This window comes from Azospirillum melinis (genome assembly GCF_013340935.1).
GTDB classification, from domain to species: domain Bacteria; phylum Pseudomonadota; class Alphaproteobacteria; order Azospirillales; family Azospirillaceae; genus Azospirillum; species Azospirillum melinis.
Genome location: NZ_WHOS01000070.1, coordinates 1 through 15,770, shown reverse-complemented (window position 1 = coordinate 15,770; position 15,770 = coordinate 1). Strand labels below are relative to the sequence as shown.

Here is a 15,770-nt window from a genome sequence, read left to right as displayed (position 1 = left end):
GCGCTCCTATTAAGTGGTAGCTCTGTGGACGAAGGCGACGTTAACCACCATGATCGCATCTTGCGATGGAAGGATTAACGTTGTGTAAGCGCTTGGCACTGGCGTTAAGCTGAATCGTCTGTTAACTTGTGTAAACGGGATGGTTGAAATCGGTCATCAAGGATCGGGGACCATTTCCGGGGTCGGGTAGCGAAAGCGCGCCATCAAACGTCGGGATATCGCCATGAGGGTTCTGCTGGTTGAAGACGATTCCTCCGTCGCCAAAAGCATCGAGCTGATGCTGAACACGGAAGGTTTCATCGTCGATTCTACCGACCTGGGTGAGGACGGACTCGAGATCGGCAAGCTCTACGATTACGACATCATCATTCTCGACCTGATGCTGCCGGACATCGACGGTTACGAGGTTCTTCGCCGCCTGCGCGCCGCGCGCGTGACCACCCCGATCCTGATCCTGTCCGGCCTGACCGAAATGGACAACAAGATCAAGGGGCTGGGGTTCGGCGCCGACGATTACCTGACCAAGCCGTTCGACAAGCGCGAACTTATCGCCCGCATCCAGGCCATCGTCCGCCGGTCGAAGGGCCATTCCGACAGCATCATCCGCACCGGCCGCCTGACCGTAAACCTCGACACCCGCACGGTGGAGGTCGACCAGTCGCCGCTGCACCTGACCGGCAAGGAATACGGCATCCTGGAGCTGTTGAGCCTGCGCAAGGGCACGACGCTGACCAAGGAGATGTTCCTGAACCATCTCTATGGCGGGATGGACGAGCCGGAACTGAAGATCATCGACGTCTTCGTCTGCAAGCTGCGCAAGAAGCTGGCCGCCGCCACCCAGGGCGACAACTACATCGAAACGGTGTGGGGCCGCGGTTATGTGCTGCGCGACCCGCACGAGGAAATCGTCGAAGGCAATCCCCCGCCCCCGCCGCGCGTGCCGCAACAGCAGGCCGCCGGCTGACCCGTCGGCGCTTCCACTTTTCTTTTGTCCGCCTCTCCACGCTCGGCCGTCTTTCACCTTGAAAGCCGGACCGGGCGTTCCCATACTTGGTGGGTCATTCTGCTTCGGACTGCGGGGCTTTCAAACGCCCCCACGCTCAGCCCCTCTTTTTTCGCCATCGCAAAATTCGATCGCGAGCACCTGGGGGCCGCCAATCCCACACCCAGTCTGATGCGCCGCACCGGTGGTGTGGCGCCCTTTGCGTTATGGGAGACAGACATGCCCGTCGGCACCGTCAAATGGTTCAACAGCACCAAGGGCTTCGGTTTCATTCAGCCGGAAAGCGGCGGCCCGGATGTGTTCGTTCACATCTCCGCTGTCGAACGCGCCGGGCTGCGCAGCCTGGTCGATGGCCAGAAGATTTCCTACGAGGAGCAGCGCGATCCGAAGCGTGGCAAGACCTCGGCGGAAAATCTGAAGGCGGTCTGACCGCCTGACCGCCGACCTGCGGAAAAAGGGGCATCGGGAAACCGGTGCCCTTTTTCCGTGTTGCACAAGTCCCTGTCGCCCAGATGCAGGGCTCTGGCCAGAGGAGATCCGCGATGGCTTTCAAACCGAACTACAACCAGCAGCGGGCCGAGCGCAACCGGGCCAAGGAACAGAAGAAGCAGGAAAAGCTTCAGCGTCGCGAGGAAGGCGTCGCCGCCCGCCGCGCCGGCGATCCGGACGGGACGGAGACGCAGGACGAGTCCCTGGCGACCGACACCGATGCCGAGACCAAAACCGACACCAACAATGCCTGAACGGACGGCCGCAGGCGCGGCCGACCGCGACCATACGGAGGACAGGCCATGGCCCGTCAGAAGAAACAGCCCGTCGACAACGCCTTCGCGCTTTTCGACGTGATTTACCAGGACGGTGCGCGCACCTCGAACCGCAAGGTGCCGACCGCCGACATCGATCAGTTCGACCGCGAGAATTCCATCCGCACCTTCATCGAAGCGCAGGACCGCAAGATCGCCGAAATGTCCGGCAATCCGCGCGGCCCGATCAAGTCGATCACGCCGTCGGCCTGATTTTTCACCGATCCGAGTGGGGGCGGCTCACCCGCCCCCGTCGCTCCCGAAGCCGCCGCTCCTGAGGCCCCTTACGCCACCTTGGCGCCGGCGGCGGAGAAGCCGCCCAGGCTGTAGAGGCCGCGCTGGCCTTCCACCGGCTTGAACTTGTCGGTGATGCCCAGCACCGTTTCAGCACCGCCGAGATACAGAACGCCGTCCTGCGGCATCTGGCGGGAAATGGATTCCAGAACCTTCGCCTTGGTCGGTTGGTCGAAATAGATCAGCACGTTGCGGCAGAAGACGATGTCGAACTGTCCCAGCGCCGACAAATCGCCCAGCAGGTTCCATTCGCGGAACGACGCCATCTGGCGCAGCTGCTGGCTGATCTGCCACTTGTCGCCGTTCTGCTTGAAATGCTTCACCAGCATGGTGATCGGCAGGCCGCGCTGCACCTCGAACTGGGTGTAGATGCCGGCCTTCGCCCGCTCCACCATTTCCGCCGAGATGTCGGTGCCGACGATCTCGATGCGCCAGCCGGCCAGCTTCGCCGCCTCGTCGTTCAGGATCATCGACAGCGAATAGGCTTCCTGGCCCGACGAGCAGGCGGCCGACCAGATGCGCAAGGACCGCTTGGCCGCCCGCGCCTCCATCAGCTTGGGCAGCACCAGCTGGCGGAACTGGTCGAAAGGCTTCTGGTCGCGGAAGAAGGACGACTCGTTGGTCGTCATCGCCTCCGTGATGTCGCGCAGCAGCGCCTCGTCCTTGCGGGTGCGGACGGTGGTCGCCAGCTCCTCAAGCCCCTTCATGTTCCACTTGCGCGCCACCGGCATCAGCCGGGATTCGAGCAGATACGCCTTGTCGCGGGTGAGGACCAGGCCGGAACGCTGCTTGAGCAGCGTGGAGAACATGTCGAAATCTTCGACTCTCATGCTGCCCTCGAAGCGAGCTTGCGGATGTGGGGACCGATTTCCTTGAGCGGCAGGATGGCGTTGCAGATGCCGGCTTGCGCCACGGCACCGGGCATGCCCCAGACCACGCTCGATGCCTCGTCCTGGGCGATCAGTGTGCCGCCGCCATTGACCACGTCGGTGCAGCCCTTCAGCCCGTCCTGCCCCATGCCGGTCAGGATGCAGGCCAGGATCTTGCGGCCGCCGAAGGCCTTCAGGATCGACCGCATCATCGGGTCGACCGCCGGGCGGCAGAAATTCTCCGGCGGATCCTTGCTCAGCGCGATCACGTTGGCGCCGCCGCGCTGGGTCACCAGCATATGGAAGTCGCCGGGAGCGATGTAGCAGCGGTTCTGCACGATCGGCTCGCCGTCCTTGGCCTCGCGCGCATCGATCCCGCATTGGCGGGTGATGTGCTCGGCCAGGATGGTGGTGAAGGTCGCCGGCATGTGCTGGGTGATCAGGATCGGCTGGCTGACGCCGGCCTTCAGGTGCGACAGCACCTCGAACAGCGCCTGCGGTCCGCCGGTGGAACTGCCGATGGCGATCACGTCCGGCTTGGTCGCGATGGCGCCGGCCGGAGTCGGCCGGGTGACGATCGGCCCGACCTCGCGCTTCAGCAGCCCAAGCGGAGCCGCCGGGGTCAGCGGGCGGATCTCACCGCGGGAGCGCGATCCGGCGCGCCGGGCGGCGGCGCCCAGCGCCTTGACCTTGGCGACCAGCTCGCGCTTGAAGTCCTCCGCCCCGCCGATCTCGCGGGTGGAGGTCGGCTTCGGGATGTAGTCGGCCGCACCGGCCGACAGGCAGCGGATCGACACGTCGGCCCCGCGCAGCGTCAGCGTGGAGGCCATGATGATCTTCACCTGCGGCGCCACCGCCAGCAGCTTCGGGATGGCGGTCAGCCCGTCCATCACCGGCATCTCGATGTCCAGCACGATGACATCGATGGAATTGCGCTGCAGCGAATTGACCGCCATCTGGCCGTCGCCGACGGAGGTGACGACGCGGATGTCCGGGTCCCCTTCCAGCGCGCGGGTCAGCAGGCCGCGGATGACGGCGGAGTCGTCCACCACCATGACCCGGACGGGATCCGGGTTGGCCGGTCGCGCGGTGGTGAGGGGGCCTCTGCCAAAACTGTCCGACATAACGGCGATTCGCCTTTCAACTCGACTGGTTCAACGCTGGCTCTCCTGACATCCCCTCCGGGGTCACAGAAGGCCGACCTGCGCGAACTTGGTCTGGATGATGTCGCTGTCGAAGGGCTTCATGATGTACTCGTTGGCCCCGGCGGACAGCGCCTCCTGGATGTGGGCAAGATCGTTCTCGGTCGTGCAGAACACCACCTTGGGCTGTTCGCCCCCGCTCATCTTGCGCAGCCGGCGCAGGAATTCGATCCCGGTCATCACCGGCATGTTCCAGTCCAGCAGGATGGCGTCCGGCATCTGCGCCGCGCAGGCTTCCATCGCCTGCTTGCCGTCCTCCGCCTCCGAGCAGGCGAAATTCAGCTCTTCCAGGATCTTGCGCGCGACCTTGCGGACAACGCGGCTGTCATCGACCACCAGGCAGGATTTCATTGCGGCAGGGCCTCAGGTCATCTGTTCGTCGGCAAAAGCCGGCCGGCCGGTGCGGCGCCCTCCCCCCGGGGACAGGGCGCCGCAAACCGTCAGGCCGTCTCGATGGTTGTGAAGTTGAGCAGACGAGGCACGTCCAGCACAACCATCAACTGACCGTTCAGCCTATAAATTCCGGTCGATACCTCACGCCAGCGCGGATCCAGCGTCGCCGGGTTGCGTTCGAAATCCTCCTTGGTCAGGCTGAGCACCTCGCCGACCGAATCGACCATCAGGCTGTACAGCTCGCCGCGCAGGTCGACGACGATCGACATGCCGGGCTTGTCCTTCGGACGGCCGGTCAGGCCGAGCCGCAGGCGGACGTCGATGGCGGTGACGATGCGGCCGCGCAGGTTCAGCGATCCGGCGACCTCCGGCGGGGCCAGCGGGATGCGGGTGATCCGCTGATGGCCCAGCACGTCCTGCACCTGAAGGACCGGGATGCCGAACATCTGGTCGGCGATCGTCATGGTCACATAGTCCTGGTTGCCGGAGACGACGAGATCGTCGCCCTTCGACTTGCGGACGGTGGACGGCAGCTTGGCGTTGCTCATGCGGCACCTTTCTGGTCGGTCAGCGTCTGCTGCAGCGCGAAGAGCAGCGCGTCACGGTCGAACTTGGCGACATAGTCGTTGAAACCGGCGATCCGGCCGCGGTCGAGATCGCGGGCGCTGGCGTGGCTGGACAGCGCCACCATCGGAACGCGCTGCCAACGGCTGCCATGGCGCACCGCCTCGGCGAAGTCGAAGCCGCTCATGCCCGGCATCTCGATGTCGGAGACGATGACGTCGAAGTCCTCGCCCGCCTCGCAGAGCGCCAGCGCGTCGCCGGCATTCTCCACCGCCGTCACGTCGTAGCCGGCGACCGACAGCAGCGGCGTCAGCAGGTTGCGGAAGAAGGGGCTGTCGTCCACCAGCAGCACGCGCTGGAGCTTCTCCTCCTCGAACCCCTCCTGGGTGGAGGAGCCGAACCAGTCCTTGTAGGCCTGGGTCAGGAAGAAGCCGGCGTCGATCACCTCGGTCGCCTTGCCGGCGATGATGGCCGACCCCATCAGGCCGGGACGCTCCGCGGCCAGCTGGACGTTCAGCTTCTCCTCCACGATGTCGACGATCTCGTCGACGATCAGGCCCATCGAGCGGTCTCCGTCGGCGAAGACCAGCACCGGCTGGCGGCCTTCGTTGGCGACGACGAAGTTCGGGTCGATCGGGACCAGGGGCATCAGCTTGCCGCGGTACTGGACCACGGGCAGGCCGTTCGACAGCTCGACCGTGGCGAGATCGACGTCCTCCAGGCGGGCGACCAGCGACAGCGGCACCGCCTTGGGCGCACCCTCGCCGGCGCGGAACAGCAGAAGCGCCATCTTGTCCTCCTGGCGCTGGGTCTGGACCGCGGTGGTCTCCTTGCCCGCGGCCTCGCCCATCGCCATCTCGCCGGTGGCCGACGCGATGCCGTTGGGGTCCAGGATCATGATGACCGAGCCGTCGCCCAGGATCGTGTTGCCCGAGAACATCTCGATGTGGCGCAGGATCGGCGCCACCGGCTTCACGACGATTTCCTCGGTGTCGAACACGCGGTCGACCATGATGCCGAAGGTGTAGGTACCGACCTGGGTGACGACGATGAAGGTCTCTTCCTCGGTCTTCTTGGCGCCCTCGCTGTCGTCCAGCCGGAGCAGCTGCTGGAGCGAGACCAGCGGCAGCAGGCGGTTGCGCAGCCGCAGGACCGGGGTGCCCTTCAGACGCTCGATGGTGTGCTCGCTGTCGGCGGCGGCGCGCACCAGCTCGACCACGCTGATCTGCGGGATGGCGAAGCGCTCGCCGGCGCATTCCACGATCAGGGCCGAGACGATGGCCAGCGTCAGCGGGATCTTGATGACGAAGGTCGACCCCTTGCCCTGGGCCGACTTGATCTCGATCGTGCCGCCGATCTTCTCGATGTTGGTCTTCACCACGTCCATGCCGACGCCGCGGCCCGACACATTGGTGACCTTGGCGGCGGTGGAGAAGCCCGGCTTCATGATGAACTGGATGATCTGCTGGTCGGTCATCGAGGCCAGCTCGCCTTCCGACGCCATCCCGTTCTGGATCGCCTTCTGCTTGATCCGGTCGATGGCAAGGCCCTTACCGTCGTCCTGGATCTCGATGATGATGTGGCCGCCCTCGTGATAGGCGTTCAGCGTGATGCGGCCGGTCTCGGTCTTGCCGGCCTTCACGCGCTCCGCCGGGATCTCCAGCCCATGGTCGGCGCTGTTGCGCACCATGTGGGTCAACGGATCCTTGATCAGCTCCAGGACCTGGCGGTCCAGCTCGGTGTCGGCGCCGAGCATCTGGAGGTCGATCTTCTTGTTCAGTTCGTGCGCCAGATCGCGCACCAGACGCGGCAGCTTGGCCCAGGCGTTGCCGATGGGCTGCATGCGCGTCTTCATGACGCCTTCCTGCAGCTCCGACGTCACGTGGTTCAGGCGCTGCAGCGGTGCGGCGAACTCGCTCTCCTTCTGCGACCGCAGGATCTGCAGCAGCTGGTTGCGGGTCAGCACCAGCTCCGACACCATGGTCATCAGGTTTTCGAGCAGGTCGACGTTCACGCGGATGGTCTGGGCGGCGACCGCCGATTCCTTGGTCGCGGCCTCGGCACCGGCATCGGCGGCACCGGCGTTGCCGCCGCCCGAGGCACCCGCCATCGGGGCGACCGGCGCCGGCACCTTGGCGGCGGCCGGCTCGGCATCGGGCACGACGAGGTCGTGCGACTGGGCGGGCTCCTCGGCCGGCTCCGGCGGCCGGGGCGGGACCGCCCAGCTTGCCTTCGGCGCACAGGTTCAGCCGCTCGATCAGCGGCAGGTCGTCGCCGGGCGGTTCCGCCTCGGTCGCTTCCAGCACCGCCAGCAGGCTCTTGATGGTGTCCAGAGCCTGCAGGATCAGCGAAACGGCTTCCGGGTTGATCGTCAGTTCGCCGTCACGGAACTTGCCCAGCACGTTCTCCGACGCGTGCGCCACCTTTTCCAGGCGGGGCAGGCCGAGGAAGCCGCAGGTTCCCTTGATGGTGTGGACGAGCCGGAAGATGTTCGACAGCAGTTCCGGATTGTTGGGATTCTGCTCCAACCTGACCAGCTCGACGTCGAGCACCGAGAGGTTTTCGTTGGTCTCCGTCAGAAATTCGGACAGCAGATCATCCATGTCGCATTCCCCAGGCCCAATGTTTATGGTCCGCGCCGGCCTGCGGCTCGAACGGGCAGCATCGAAAGGCTGCCGGTTGCGCTCCAGTCCAGGTAGGGTGGGAGCCTGTCAAACACTGATTAAGAGAACCTTACCTCTTCCGATAGGGAGTCTTCCGGGGGCTGCTACCGGTAGGATCGGGGTTCCTTTGTCACAGCTTCCATTGTCACAGGGAGGATCGATGAGCGACGCCGAAATCGCCCAATCCGTGCGCGAAGCCGTGGAACGGCTCAACGCCGCGCTGGCGGAGGCCGCGCGCCACAATCTGGCGATCACGCTGCGCACCACGGCACACCAGACCACCGGCGGGGTGGAGCAGGTCGTGGTGGAGCCGCGGATTTTCAAACAGCTGTAGACACGGCCGGAAGAGCGGCCGGACGCCTCACCACTCGGCGGTGAGGACCAGCCGTTCGCTGCTTTCGGTGGCGACGGCGATGCGGAAGCCGTCGCTCTCGGCCAGCCGGCCGGCCAGATAGGCGTGGATGGTGCGGGGGCTCAGCGCCTCGGCCGTCGCTGTACCGGCCAGAGCCGCCGCGGTCTCCGGTTTGAGGGTGCCCGGCCGGCCGGCGGCGGTCACGGTGATGCGGCCCGCCGTCTCGTCGCCGTCGGCGGCGACGGAGACCAGACCGCCATGGGTCAGCGCCTCGTCCGCCAGCATCACCAGATTCAGCACCAGCTTGACCACGCCGCGACGCTGGGCGGTCATGTCGTGCGGCACCCGGTCCGGCCAGTCCAGCCGTGTGCGTCCGCCCTCCACATAGCCGGCGGCGGCGGCGCGGGCGTCGCCGAAGCCCTTCTGGTCGCGCCCCGCCACCCCATAGGCCAGCCGGAACACCCGCAGCCGGCGGTCTGCCTGGCCGGAGGAATGGTCGATCAGCTTCACCGCCTCGCCCAGGAAGCCCCCGACGGCCGGCCCGCCATCCTCGTCCTCCTGCATCTCCTCGATCAGTTCCAGCCCGTTGCGGATGGCGCCGACCGGGCTGACCAGATCGTGGCAGAGCTTCGACGCCAGCAGCTCCAGAACGCGGATGTCGACGCTGACGGGGAGGGAGGACGATTCGGTCACGAGGCAGACTCCGGAAAAAAGGAACGGCGACGGCGTGGTGCCGGAGATTCTATACTTTCCCGGCGCCGCCGCACAGGCGGTCGCATTTCCTATGTACAATAGTTCGATGGATGGGACCCGACATGGACGATTCGCTGGTGCCCGGCGCCTGGGTGCGCCACCCGGACCAGCCCGACTGGGGGCTGGGACAGGTGCAGTCGGCCATCCGCAACCGCATCACCGTCAATTTCGAGCATGCCGGCAAGGTGCTGATCGACAGCGACGTCATCTCGCTGACGCTGGTCGATCCCGACGAGATCTAAGCGGCTTCGGCCGGGTCTCCGGCGTCCGGGAAAGCGCGGATTGCGCCGCCGCGGCCGCTTTGCTTTTATGCGACCGAAGTCGCGCATATGTCAGGGAGCAATGGAATGAAGGCAATGATCCTCGGCTTCGCCGCCGCGGCGGTGATCGCGCTGGGCACGGCTGCGGTGCTGAACATGACGGGCAACTCGACTGCGGAGCGCTATTCCAGCACGTCCGTCCGCCTTTAAGGGAACATGCGCCCACCTTATTCCACGGAAAGGCGACTTCCGGCCGCTTCCCGCACGGTGTAGGATTGCACAATCCTTGACCGGACATGGCGGGCCGTCGCTTGATCTCGCGTCTCAAAGGGGGAATGGGTGCATTCGGTGTGGCGCTGATCCTGGGCCTCAACGCCCTGGTCGGTTACGACCTGCTGCACCAGCGCGAGGAGACGCTGGCCCGGGCGCGGGAGGACAGCGCCGCGATGGCGCTGGTTCTGGAGCAGCATGCCACCGACAGCCTGTCCGGCGTGGCGAAAATCCTGGCCGGAGTCGTCGAGGTTCTGGCCGTGCGCGCCGACGCCTGGGAGCGCGGCGACGCCGATGTCTTCGCCCTGCTGCGGCGTCAAGCGACCCTGTCGCCGCTGATCCGCGCCATCCTGGTGGTGTCGGCCGACGGCAAGCTGATCCACGACACCCAGACCCTGGAGCCGGCCGGCATCGACCTGTCGGACCGCGATTACCTGATGGCGCACCGCGACAGGCTGGTTCCCGGCGGTGCCAATGCGGTCTTCGTCGGCAACCCGGTGCGCGGCCGCACCTCCAACACCTGGTTCATCAGCATGAGCCGGCGGCTCGAGGCGCCGGACGGCCGCTTCGCCGGCGTGCTGGTCGCGGTGATGGAACCGATGGCCTTCCGCAGCTTCTACCAGACGCTTCCCCTCTCCGGCGACGCGGTGGTCACGCTCTATCACGCCGACGGGCCGGTGATCGCCCGCTTCCCCGACCATGACAGCCACATCGGCCTTTCCGCCCACCATCTGCCGCTCTTCACCACCCTGCTGAAGCAGGCGCGGGCGGGCACCGAACTGCTGGACAGCGCCGGCGACGGGCCGCGCCGGATCCTGAGCTATCGCGCATCGGCCGAGATGCCGCTGGCGGTGACCGTCTCGTCGTCGCGTGACGCGGTGCTGGTGCCCTGGTGGTCGAAGGCGATGACGCTGGCGGTGGCCGATCTTGCCGGGACGCTGGTGCTGGCGGCGATGACGCTCGCCCTGCTGTGCGAGGCGGGGCGGCGGGAACGGGCGATGGCCGATCTCCAGGACAGCGAACGGGCGCTGCGCGACAGCCAGCAGCGGCTGATCCAGGACATCGCCGCCCGCCACCGGATCGAGGCGGAACTGATCGCCGCCAAGCAGGTCTCCGACGCCGCCAACCGGGCCAAGACCCAGTTCCTGGCCAACATGAGCCACGAGCTGCGCACCCCGCTGAACGCCGTCATCGGCTTCGCCGAGGCGCTGGAAAGCGGCATCTTCGGCCAGATGTCGGCCAAGCAGACCGAATATGTCGGCGACATCCGCAAGTCCGGCCAGCATCTGCTGAGCCTGATCAACGACATCCTCGACACCACCAAGATCGAGTCGGGCAAATATGTGCTGCATCAGGAGGATCTGCCGGTCGACGACCTGATCGGCGAATGCCTGCGTCAGATGGGGCCGCTGGCGGTGGAAAAGGGCGTGACCCTCACGGCGGCGCTGCCCGGCTCCCTGCCCATCCTCCATGCCGATGCCCGTGCCGTGCGCCAGATCCTGCTGAACCTGCTGTCCAACGCGGTGAAGTTCACCCCGCCCGGCGGGCGGATCGTCGTCGAGGCCGACCGGGTGGCGCGCAGCCTGCGCCTGCGGGTCAGCGACACCGGCATCGGCATCCCCGCCATCGAACTGGACCAGGTGATGGAGCCCTTCCATCAGGTCGACAACTCCCACACCCGCCGCTATGCCGGGACCGGGTTGGGGCTGCCGCTGGTCAAGTCGCTGGTCGAGTTGCAGGACGGCCGTTTCGTGCTGTCGAGCGTGCTGGGCCGGGGCACCACCGCCACCGTCCTGTTCCCGCCCTCCCGGCTGCGCAACCGGTCGGAGCCCCTGCGGGCGCTGAAGCGGGCACAGCCCGCTCCGGTGTGAGGCGGGGCGGTCTCACCCCCGCCGGGGGGACTTGCCGAGGATGACCAGGGCGATGCCGCCCAGCACGGCGACCGACGACACCGCCAGGACCGGCGTGATCCGTTCCCCCAGCGCCAGCACCGCAACGAGCGCGGTGATGACCGGAACGCTCAGCTGGACGGAGGCGGCGCGGGCGGCGGTCAAGGCCGGCAGCGCCGCATACCAGATGGAATAGCCGACGCCCGACGCCAGCGCCCCCGACAGCACCGCATAGACCAGCCCGCCCTGGTCCCAGCGCAGGCCGCCGCCGGACAGCGGCGCCGCCAGCGCCACCAGCAGCGCCAGAACCGCCGCCATCGGTGCGGCGCGCAGGAAATTGCCGGCGGTGGTGGCGATGGGGTCGCGGCTGGCCCGCCCCAGCAGGGAATAGATCCCCCAGGCCGCCCCGGCCACCACCATCAGCAGCGCCCCCAGCGGGTCCGGCGCCGACAGGCCGGGCGCCAGCAGCAAGGCCAGCCCGCCGAGCGCCAGCGCCAGCCCGCCCCATTGCAGCGGCTCCAGCCGTTCGCCGCGATACAGCCCGACCAGGATCATGGTGGCCTGCACCGCTCCGAACAGCAGCAGCGCCCCGGTCCCCGCGGTCATGGTCAGATAGGCGAAGGAAAAGGCGGCGGCATAGGCCAGCAGCGCCGCCGCTCCGCGCCAGCTGCCGGCGCCCGCCTTTGCGTGCCCGGTCGCCCGGGCGATCAGCCACAGGCTGGCCGCACCGGAGGCGATGCGCACCAGGGTGAAGCCGGCCGGGTCGATGGCGGTCTGGGTCAGCGCCAGCCGGCACAGGATGGAGTTGGCGGCGAAGGCCAGCATCGCCAGCAGGGTCAGCAGCGTCGCCCGCCCGGCAGTGGGCACCGCCGGCGCCGGAACGGCACCCGTCTTATCGCTCGCCACCACGATTGTTTCCCTTGCAACCAGACCCGCCCAGCTAGCCGCAGGGCGGCAGCCCTGTCAAATGCCCAGCCTTGCCGGCCACGTCCGACTTTGGCCCGTCCTACTTCGGTTGGACCGTGGAGGTCACGAGGAGGGACCGTGCAGGGCGAACATCAGCAGATAGGTGCGCTGGAGCGAGCTGAAATTGTTGTCGGATATCAGATAGACCAGCGTTTCCCCCGCCGGCCCCGGCCGGGTGGCGATGCCTTCGAAATTGTCGTTCACCAGCGGAGCCTCCAGACGCCCGAGTTCCTCGCCGTCCACCACCGCACCGGCGGTCAACTGGCGCGCCGCCACCCGCACCAGCCGCGACGACCAACCGCCCAGCAGCGACACCCGGCGTTCCAGCACCAGCACGCCGCCGTCCGGCAGCGGGGCGACGGAGGTCGGGCGGTAGCGCGGCGCTGTCCGGTAGATGAAGGGCTGCCAGTCGGCGGCGCTCGCCGGCACGCCGTCCCTGGACGAGCCCATGCGGGTTATCCAGGCGCGGCGGTCCTGATGGCCGTCGTCCTTGCCCTCCTCGATGGTCAGCAGCCGGCCGTCGGGAAGCAGGGTCAGCGACTCCAGCCCGCCATTCTCCGGCGTGCTGTCCATGCCCGGCGGCATCGGGATCGGCGTCGGCGTGCCCTCCGGCCCCCGATCGCCGCCATCGCCGCCTTTGTAGTGCAGGATGCGGTGGTCGCGCTCCAGCGACACCAGCCAGCCGCCGTCGGGCAGCCGCGTCAAATCCTCGGCATCGGTGCGGCGCTTGCGATGGGAAATCCCCTCCTCAACCGTCAAGGGACGGGCATGAACCTCCGACAGGCCGGCAAGCCGGCCCTCGGCATCGGTCTGCAACCGGCCGTCGACCACCAGCCCGGTGTCGCCGATGGCGACGAAACGGTCGCCGGCCGGATCGACCCAAAGGCCGGACAGCCCGCCGACCTGCTCTCCTCCGGCAATATCCAGGCCGCCGAGGAAGCGCAACGGCCCGACCGCGACCTTGTCCGGCCGCCCGCGGTCGAGCGGTACGGTGGAGGCGGTGACGGAGAGGGGGCCGGAATTGGAGTCGGAGTCGCGACCGGAACCGACCACGGCGGCACAGCCACCGGACAGGGCAACCAGCAGCAGGCTCCAGGTCAGGCATTTGCGTATCGTCATCGTGCCACTGTTGCCAGTGCAACCGAGGGATACAATCTTTCTTTCGGCTTTCTTTTGGACGCCGCTTCGGACATACGGCAGGATGCAGCGTGAGCGTTACGCCACCTCTCTCATAACGGCCCGGTCATACCGGCTAGGCGCGGCGGGTTACTCCCTCAGAACCGGTGGGGCCGGCCGGACAAGCGCTTAGATTGACGAATGTTTTCGACGATCCTTACCCGTGACGATCGAGCTGAGCCCGTCCCCATGCCGATGCTTCCGCGGTCGCAGACCGCCTATTCTCCTCCGGACCAGACCGGCGACGGCATCGCGTCAGGCGTGTCCGGCCTGTCTCCGGCCGACCGGCTGACGGCGCGCATCCAGGAGTTGGAAGCCGAGCTGCGGGAGTTGCAGCATCGCGCCAAGAACAGTCTGCAACTGGTCATCAGCCTGCTGAAGCTGCAGGCCGGCCGCATCCGCGATCCCGACGCCCGCGCCGCCTACGAGCAGACCATGGTCCGCATCGAGGCGCTGGCGATCCTCTACCGCCAGCTGCATGAGAGCGGCGCCGGCACCCATGTCGATCTCGGCCGCTATGTCACTGCACTCTGCGAAGCGGTGCGGGAAGGCACGCCGGGCGCCTTGTCGCGCGTGCCGGTGACCGTCAATTCCGACCCGATCCAGATCGGCCTGTACGAGGCGATGCCGCTGGGCCTGATCATCGCGGAACTGGTGACGAGCTGCCTGCACCATGCCTTCCCCGACGACGGCTGGATCCGCATCACCGTGCGCCAGCAGGGCGGCAGCGGCCGCGCCCGCCTGACGGTGGAGGACAACGGCCGCGCCCTGCCCGCCGGTTTCGACACCACCGCCGAGGACGGGCTGATGCTGGCCGAGGCGCTGGCCGGCCAGCTCGGCGACACACTGTCCACCGACAGCGACGCCGCCGGCACCACGGCCAGCGTCAGCTTCCCGGTCTGATCGGGGTCCGGATCGCCGTCATTCCCGCGAAGGCGGGAATCCAGTCAATGCGCGTGCCCGTCACCGTCATGGTGCTCATGGGGATGCGCCGGTTCCGCCGCCGGCTCCAGCGTGCCGGCGAACCAGCCTTGGATCGCCCGCACCGGGTCGGTCTCCGTCGTCGTCACCGGCTCGATGCCGCGGCGCTTCATGTGGGCGACGAAGCCGGCGCCCGACGATCCGGTGATCACCACCCGCACCGCATCGATGGGATGGGGCCGGCCGTCGCCGCAGAGATGCAGCACCTCCTCCTCCCCCAGCTCGATCCGCCCGGTCTCCACCGGGGCGGTGCCGGCATCGGCCTCATAGACCAGAAAGCGGCGGGTGCGGCCGCCATGGGTGGCGATGGTGGCAAAATCCTTGGTGCCGATGGCGATCTTCATGCTCTGCGGTCCCCTCGAAGGCGGTGCCCGACGACGGCGCAGTCCTGCCACGCCCGGCACCCACCCGCACTGAGCGAGGTCAATCGTGCGGCTCCAGGGCCCCGGAAAACCTCCGCCGGCGTCATTTTTCGACCGTGGGCGTGGCCTGGGTGGCTGCAATTCCCATCGGCTTTCACCAAATGGCGAGGGGTGGGGAAGGATTGGCCTTCCCACATGTTATGACCCAGGACAGCCACCCGATCGGACGCCATGTACGCCCACTCGCCCCAGCCGCTTCCGTCAGCCGGATCGACGCCTGACATCGCCGGATCGGCCGGTGTGCTGCGGCCGATCCTGCAACCGGGGCAGACCTGCTGGCGGGTGGAGGACACCGCAAGGCTCGGCGTGATCGTCGATGCGGAGGATTACTTCGCGCTGGCCAAGGCCGCCATGCGGCGCGCCCGGCGCAGCATCTACATGACCGCCTGGGATTTCGACGCCCGCATCCGCCTGATGCCGCAGACCCGCCGGCCGCGCCGGCCCGACCGGCTGGGCACGCTGCTGAACTGGCTGGCGACCACCCGGCCCGACCTGCACATCCATGTGCTGAAGTGGGACTATGCCGAGCTGTTCGACCTCGCCCGCTGGTCGCACCCCTTCATGCTGCGCAACTGGCTGACCCACCGGCGCCTGCAATACCGGCTGGACAGCGACCACCCGACCGGCGCCTGCCATCACCAGAAGATGCTGGTGATCGATGACCGGGTCGCCTTCTGCGGCGGGCTGGACATCACCGCCAACCGCTGGGACACCCGCGCCCACCACGCCCATGACCCGCGGCGGCGCCAGCCCGACGGCAAGCCCTACGAGCCGTTCCACGACGTGATGATGGCGGTGGACGGCGACGCCGCCCGTGCGTTGGGCGAGATGTTCCGCGATCGCTGGGCGCGCGCCACCGGCGAGACGCTGAAACCCCCTGCTCCCGCCCCCGGCCGGCCGGGGGCGGGAG

17 protein-coding genes and 2 pseudogenes are annotated in these 15,770 nt (G+C 67.4%); 10 read left to right on the top strand and 9 right to left on the bottom strand.

The window, feature by feature from the left end:
- Positions 1 to 223: 223 nt before the first annotated feature.
- The 4 genes from ctrA to GBZ48_RS31055 all read left to right on the top strand — a co-directional run bounded on the left by ctrA (position 224) and on the right by GBZ48_RS31055 (position 2,019).
- Complete coding sequence (gene ctrA / locus GBZ48_RS31070) at positions 224 to 964, top strand: response regulator transcription factor CtrA (RefSeq protein ID WP_098736190.1); 741 nt, start codon at positions 224 to 226, stop codon at positions 962 to 964.
- Between the two features lie 258 nt (positions 965 to 1,222).
- Positions 1,223 to 1,432, top strand: coding sequence for a cold-shock protein (locus GBZ48_RS31065; RefSeq protein ID WP_012977930.1), 210 nt, complete (start codon positions 1,223 to 1,225; stop codon positions 1,430 to 1,432).
- Between the two features lie 113 nt (positions 1,433 to 1,545).
- The gene (locus GBZ48_RS31060) at positions 1,546 to 1,746 is read left to right on the top strand and encodes a hypothetical protein (protein ID WP_174474541.1); all 201 of its coding nucleotides are present in this window, start codon (positions 1,546 to 1,548) and stop codon (positions 1,744 to 1,746) included.
- A gap of 48 nt (positions 1,747 to 1,794) precedes the next feature.
- Entirely contained in the window at positions 1,795 to 2,019 is a 225-nt protein-coding gene (locus GBZ48_RS31055; protein ID WP_174474540.1) for a hypothetical protein, read from the top strand.
- Between the two features lie 71 nt (positions 2,020 to 2,090).
- Here GBZ48_RS31055 and GBZ48_RS31050 read toward each other — a convergent pair whose 3' ends face one another.
- From GBZ48_RS31050 to GBZ48_RS31030, 5 genes and pseudogenes are all read right to left on the bottom strand, one after another.
- Positions 2,091 to 2,930 carry a CheR family methyltransferase gene (locus tag GBZ48_RS31050; RefSeq protein WP_109096466.1) on the bottom strand — a complete coding sequence of 280 codons (840 nt, stop codon included), beginning with the start codon at positions 2,928 to 2,930 and terminating at the stop codon, positions 2,091 to 2,093.
- Positions 2,927 to 4,093, bottom strand: coding sequence for a protein-glutamate methylesterase/protein-glutamine glutaminase (locus GBZ48_RS31045; RefSeq protein WP_174474539.1), 1,167 nt, complete (start codon positions 4,091 to 4,093; stop codon positions 2,927 to 2,929). Before GBZ48_RS31045 ends, GBZ48_RS31050 begins: the two co-directional genes overlap by 4 nt.
- Positions 4,094 to 4,156: 63 nt before the next feature.
- Positions 4,157 to 4,522, bottom strand: coding sequence for a response regulator (locus GBZ48_RS31040; protein WP_045583532.1), 366 nt, complete (start codon positions 4,520 to 4,522; stop codon positions 4,157 to 4,159).
- A gap of 89 nt (positions 4,523 to 4,611) precedes the next feature.
- Complete coding sequence (locus GBZ48_RS31035) at positions 4,612 to 5,112, bottom strand: chemotaxis protein CheW (RefSeq protein ID WP_042694693.1); 501 nt, start codon at positions 5,110 to 5,112, stop codon at positions 4,612 to 4,614.
- Positions 5,109 to 7,731: pseudogene (locus GBZ48_RS31030) on the bottom strand (hybrid sensor histidine kinase/response regulator). The gene GBZ48_RS31035 and the pseudogene GBZ48_RS31030 overlap by 4 nt, the downstream one beginning before the upstream one ends.
- 220 nt (positions 7,732 to 7,951) lie before the next feature.
- Here GBZ48_RS31030 and GBZ48_RS31025 point away from each other — a divergent pair.
- Positions 7,952 to 8,125 (top strand): hypothetical protein, encoded by a 174-nt coding sequence (locus GBZ48_RS31025; RefSeq protein ID WP_174474538.1) that lies wholly within the window; start codon positions 7,952 to 7,954, stop codon positions 8,123 to 8,125.
- A 27-nt stretch (positions 8,126 to 8,152) separates the two neighbouring features.
- Here GBZ48_RS31025 and GBZ48_RS31020 read toward each other — a convergent pair whose 3' ends face one another.
- On the bottom strand, positions 8,153 to 8,836 hold the full coding sequence (locus GBZ48_RS31020) for a histidine phosphotransferase family protein (protein ID WP_174474537.1): 684 nt from the start codon (positions 8,834 to 8,836) through the stop codon (positions 8,153 to 8,155).
- A 122-nt stretch (positions 8,837 to 8,958) separates the two neighbouring features.
- Between GBZ48_RS31020 and GBZ48_RS31015 the strand changes: the two genes are divergently transcribed.
- The 3 genes from GBZ48_RS31015 to GBZ48_RS31010 all read left to right on the top strand — a co-directional run bounded on the left by GBZ48_RS31015 (position 8,959) and on the right by GBZ48_RS31010 (position 11,297).
- Positions 8,959 to 9,138, top strand: coding sequence for a DUF3553 domain-containing protein (locus GBZ48_RS31015; RefSeq protein WP_174474536.1), 180 nt, complete (start codon positions 8,959 to 8,961; stop codon positions 9,136 to 9,138).
- A 105-nt stretch (positions 9,139 to 9,243) separates the two neighbouring features.
- A complete protein-coding gene (locus GBZ48_RS36840) occupies positions 9,244 to 9,366 on the top strand; it encodes a hypothetical protein (protein ID WP_281362513.1) in 123 nt (40 codons plus the stop codon).
- A gap of 125 nt (positions 9,367 to 9,491) precedes the next feature.
- Positions 9,492 to 11,297, top strand: coding sequence for a sensor histidine kinase (locus tag GBZ48_RS31010; protein ID WP_174474535.1), 1,806 nt, complete (start codon positions 9,492 to 9,494; stop codon positions 11,295 to 11,297).
- 12 nt (positions 11,298 to 11,309) lie between these two features.
- Here GBZ48_RS31010 and GBZ48_RS31005 read toward each other — a convergent pair whose 3' ends face one another.
- Both GBZ48_RS31005 and GBZ48_RS31000 read right to left on the bottom strand, forming a co-directional pair.
- Positions 11,310 to 12,224, bottom strand: coding sequence for an EamA family transporter (locus tag GBZ48_RS31005; RefSeq protein ID WP_174474534.1), 915 nt, complete (start codon positions 12,222 to 12,224; stop codon positions 11,310 to 11,312).
- Positions 12,225 to 12,344: 120 nt separating this feature from the next.
- The gene (locus tag GBZ48_RS31000; protein ID WP_174474533.1) at positions 12,345 to 13,400 is read right to left on the bottom strand and encodes an esterase-like activity of phytase family protein; all 1,056 of its coding nucleotides are present in this window, start codon (positions 13,398 to 13,400) and stop codon (positions 12,345 to 12,347) included.
- Between the two features lie 246 nt (positions 13,401 to 13,646).
- Between GBZ48_RS31000 and GBZ48_RS30995 the strand changes: the two genes are divergently transcribed.
- Positions 13,647 to 14,360 carry a sensor histidine kinase gene (locus GBZ48_RS30995; RefSeq protein WP_174474532.1) on the top strand — a complete coding sequence of 238 codons (714 nt, stop codon included), beginning with the start codon at positions 13,647 to 13,649 and terminating at the stop codon, positions 14,358 to 14,360.
- 44 nt (positions 14,361 to 14,404) lie between these two features.
- Here GBZ48_RS30995 and GBZ48_RS30990 read toward each other — a convergent pair whose 3' ends face one another.
- Positions 14,405 to 14,782: a NifB/NifX family molybdenum-iron cluster-binding protein gene (locus tag GBZ48_RS30990; RefSeq protein ID WP_174474531.1), complete on the bottom strand. Its 378-nt coding sequence runs from the start codon at positions 14,780 to 14,782 to the stop codon at positions 14,405 to 14,407.
- A gap of 249 nt (positions 14,783 to 15,031) precedes the next feature.
- Here GBZ48_RS30990 and GBZ48_RS30985 point away from each other — a divergent pair.
- Positions 15,032 to 15,770: pseudogene (locus tag GBZ48_RS30985) on the top strand (VTT domain-containing protein); the annotation flags it as partial.

What these genes read in the sequence shown, in the direction of transcription:
- ctrA (WP_098736190.1), top strand. Translation starts at nt 224, where the DNA reads ATGAGGGTTCTGCTGGTTGAAGACGATTCCTCCGTCGCCAAAAGCATC.
- GBZ48_RS31065 (WP_012977930.1), top strand. Translation starts at nt 1,223, where the DNA reads ATGCCCGTCGGCACCGTCAAATGGTTCAACAGCACCAAGGGCTTCGGT.
- GBZ48_RS31060 (WP_174474541.1), top strand. Translation starts at nt 1,546, where the DNA reads ATGGCTTTCAAACCGAACTACAACCAGCAGCGGGCCGAGCGCAACCGG.
- GBZ48_RS31055 (WP_174474540.1), top strand. Translation starts at nt 1,795, where the DNA reads ATGGCCCGTCAGAAGAAACAGCCCGTCGACAACGCCTTCGCGCTTTTC.
- GBZ48_RS31050 (WP_109096466.1), bottom strand. Translation starts at nt 2,930, where the DNA reads ATGAGAGTCGAAGATTTCGACATGTTCTCCACGCTGCTCAAGCAGCGT.
- GBZ48_RS31045 (WP_174474539.1), bottom strand. Translation starts at nt 4,093, where the DNA reads ATGTCGGACAGTTTTGGCAGAGGCCCCCTCACCACCGCGCGACCGGCC.
- GBZ48_RS31040 (WP_045583532.1), bottom strand. Translation starts at nt 4,522, where the DNA reads ATGAAATCCTGCCTGGTGGTCGATGACAGCCGCGTTGTCCGCAAGGTC.
- GBZ48_RS31035 (WP_042694693.1), bottom strand. Translation starts at nt 5,112, where the DNA reads ATGAGCAACGCCAAGCTGCCGTCCACCGTCCGCAAGTCGAAGGGCGAC.
- GBZ48_RS31025 (WP_174474538.1), top strand. Translation starts at nt 7,952, where the DNA reads ATGAGCGACGCCGAAATCGCCCAATCCGTGCGCGAAGCCGTGGAACGG.
- GBZ48_RS31015 (WP_174474536.1), top strand. Translation starts at nt 8,959, where the DNA reads ATGGACGATTCGCTGGTGCCCGGCGCCTGGGTGCGCCACCCGGACCAG.
- GBZ48_RS36840 (WP_281362513.1), top strand. Translation starts at nt 9,244, where the DNA reads ATGAAGGCAATGATCCTCGGCTTCGCCGCCGCGGCGGTGATCGCGCTG.
- GBZ48_RS31010 (WP_174474535.1), top strand. Translation starts at nt 9,492, where the DNA reads ATGGGTGCATTCGGTGTGGCGCTGATCCTGGGCCTCAACGCCCTGGTC.
- GBZ48_RS31000 (WP_174474533.1), bottom strand. Translation starts at nt 13,400, where the DNA reads ATGACGATACGCAAATGCCTGACCTGGAGCCTGCTGCTGGTTGCCCTG.
- GBZ48_RS30995 (WP_174474532.1), top strand. Translation starts at nt 13,647, where the DNA reads ATGCCGATGCTTCCGCGGTCGCAGACCGCCTATTCTCCTCCGGACCAG.
- GBZ48_RS30990 (WP_174474531.1), bottom strand. Translation starts at nt 14,782, where the DNA reads ATGAAGATCGCCATCGGCACCAAGGATTTTGCCACCATCGCCACCCAT.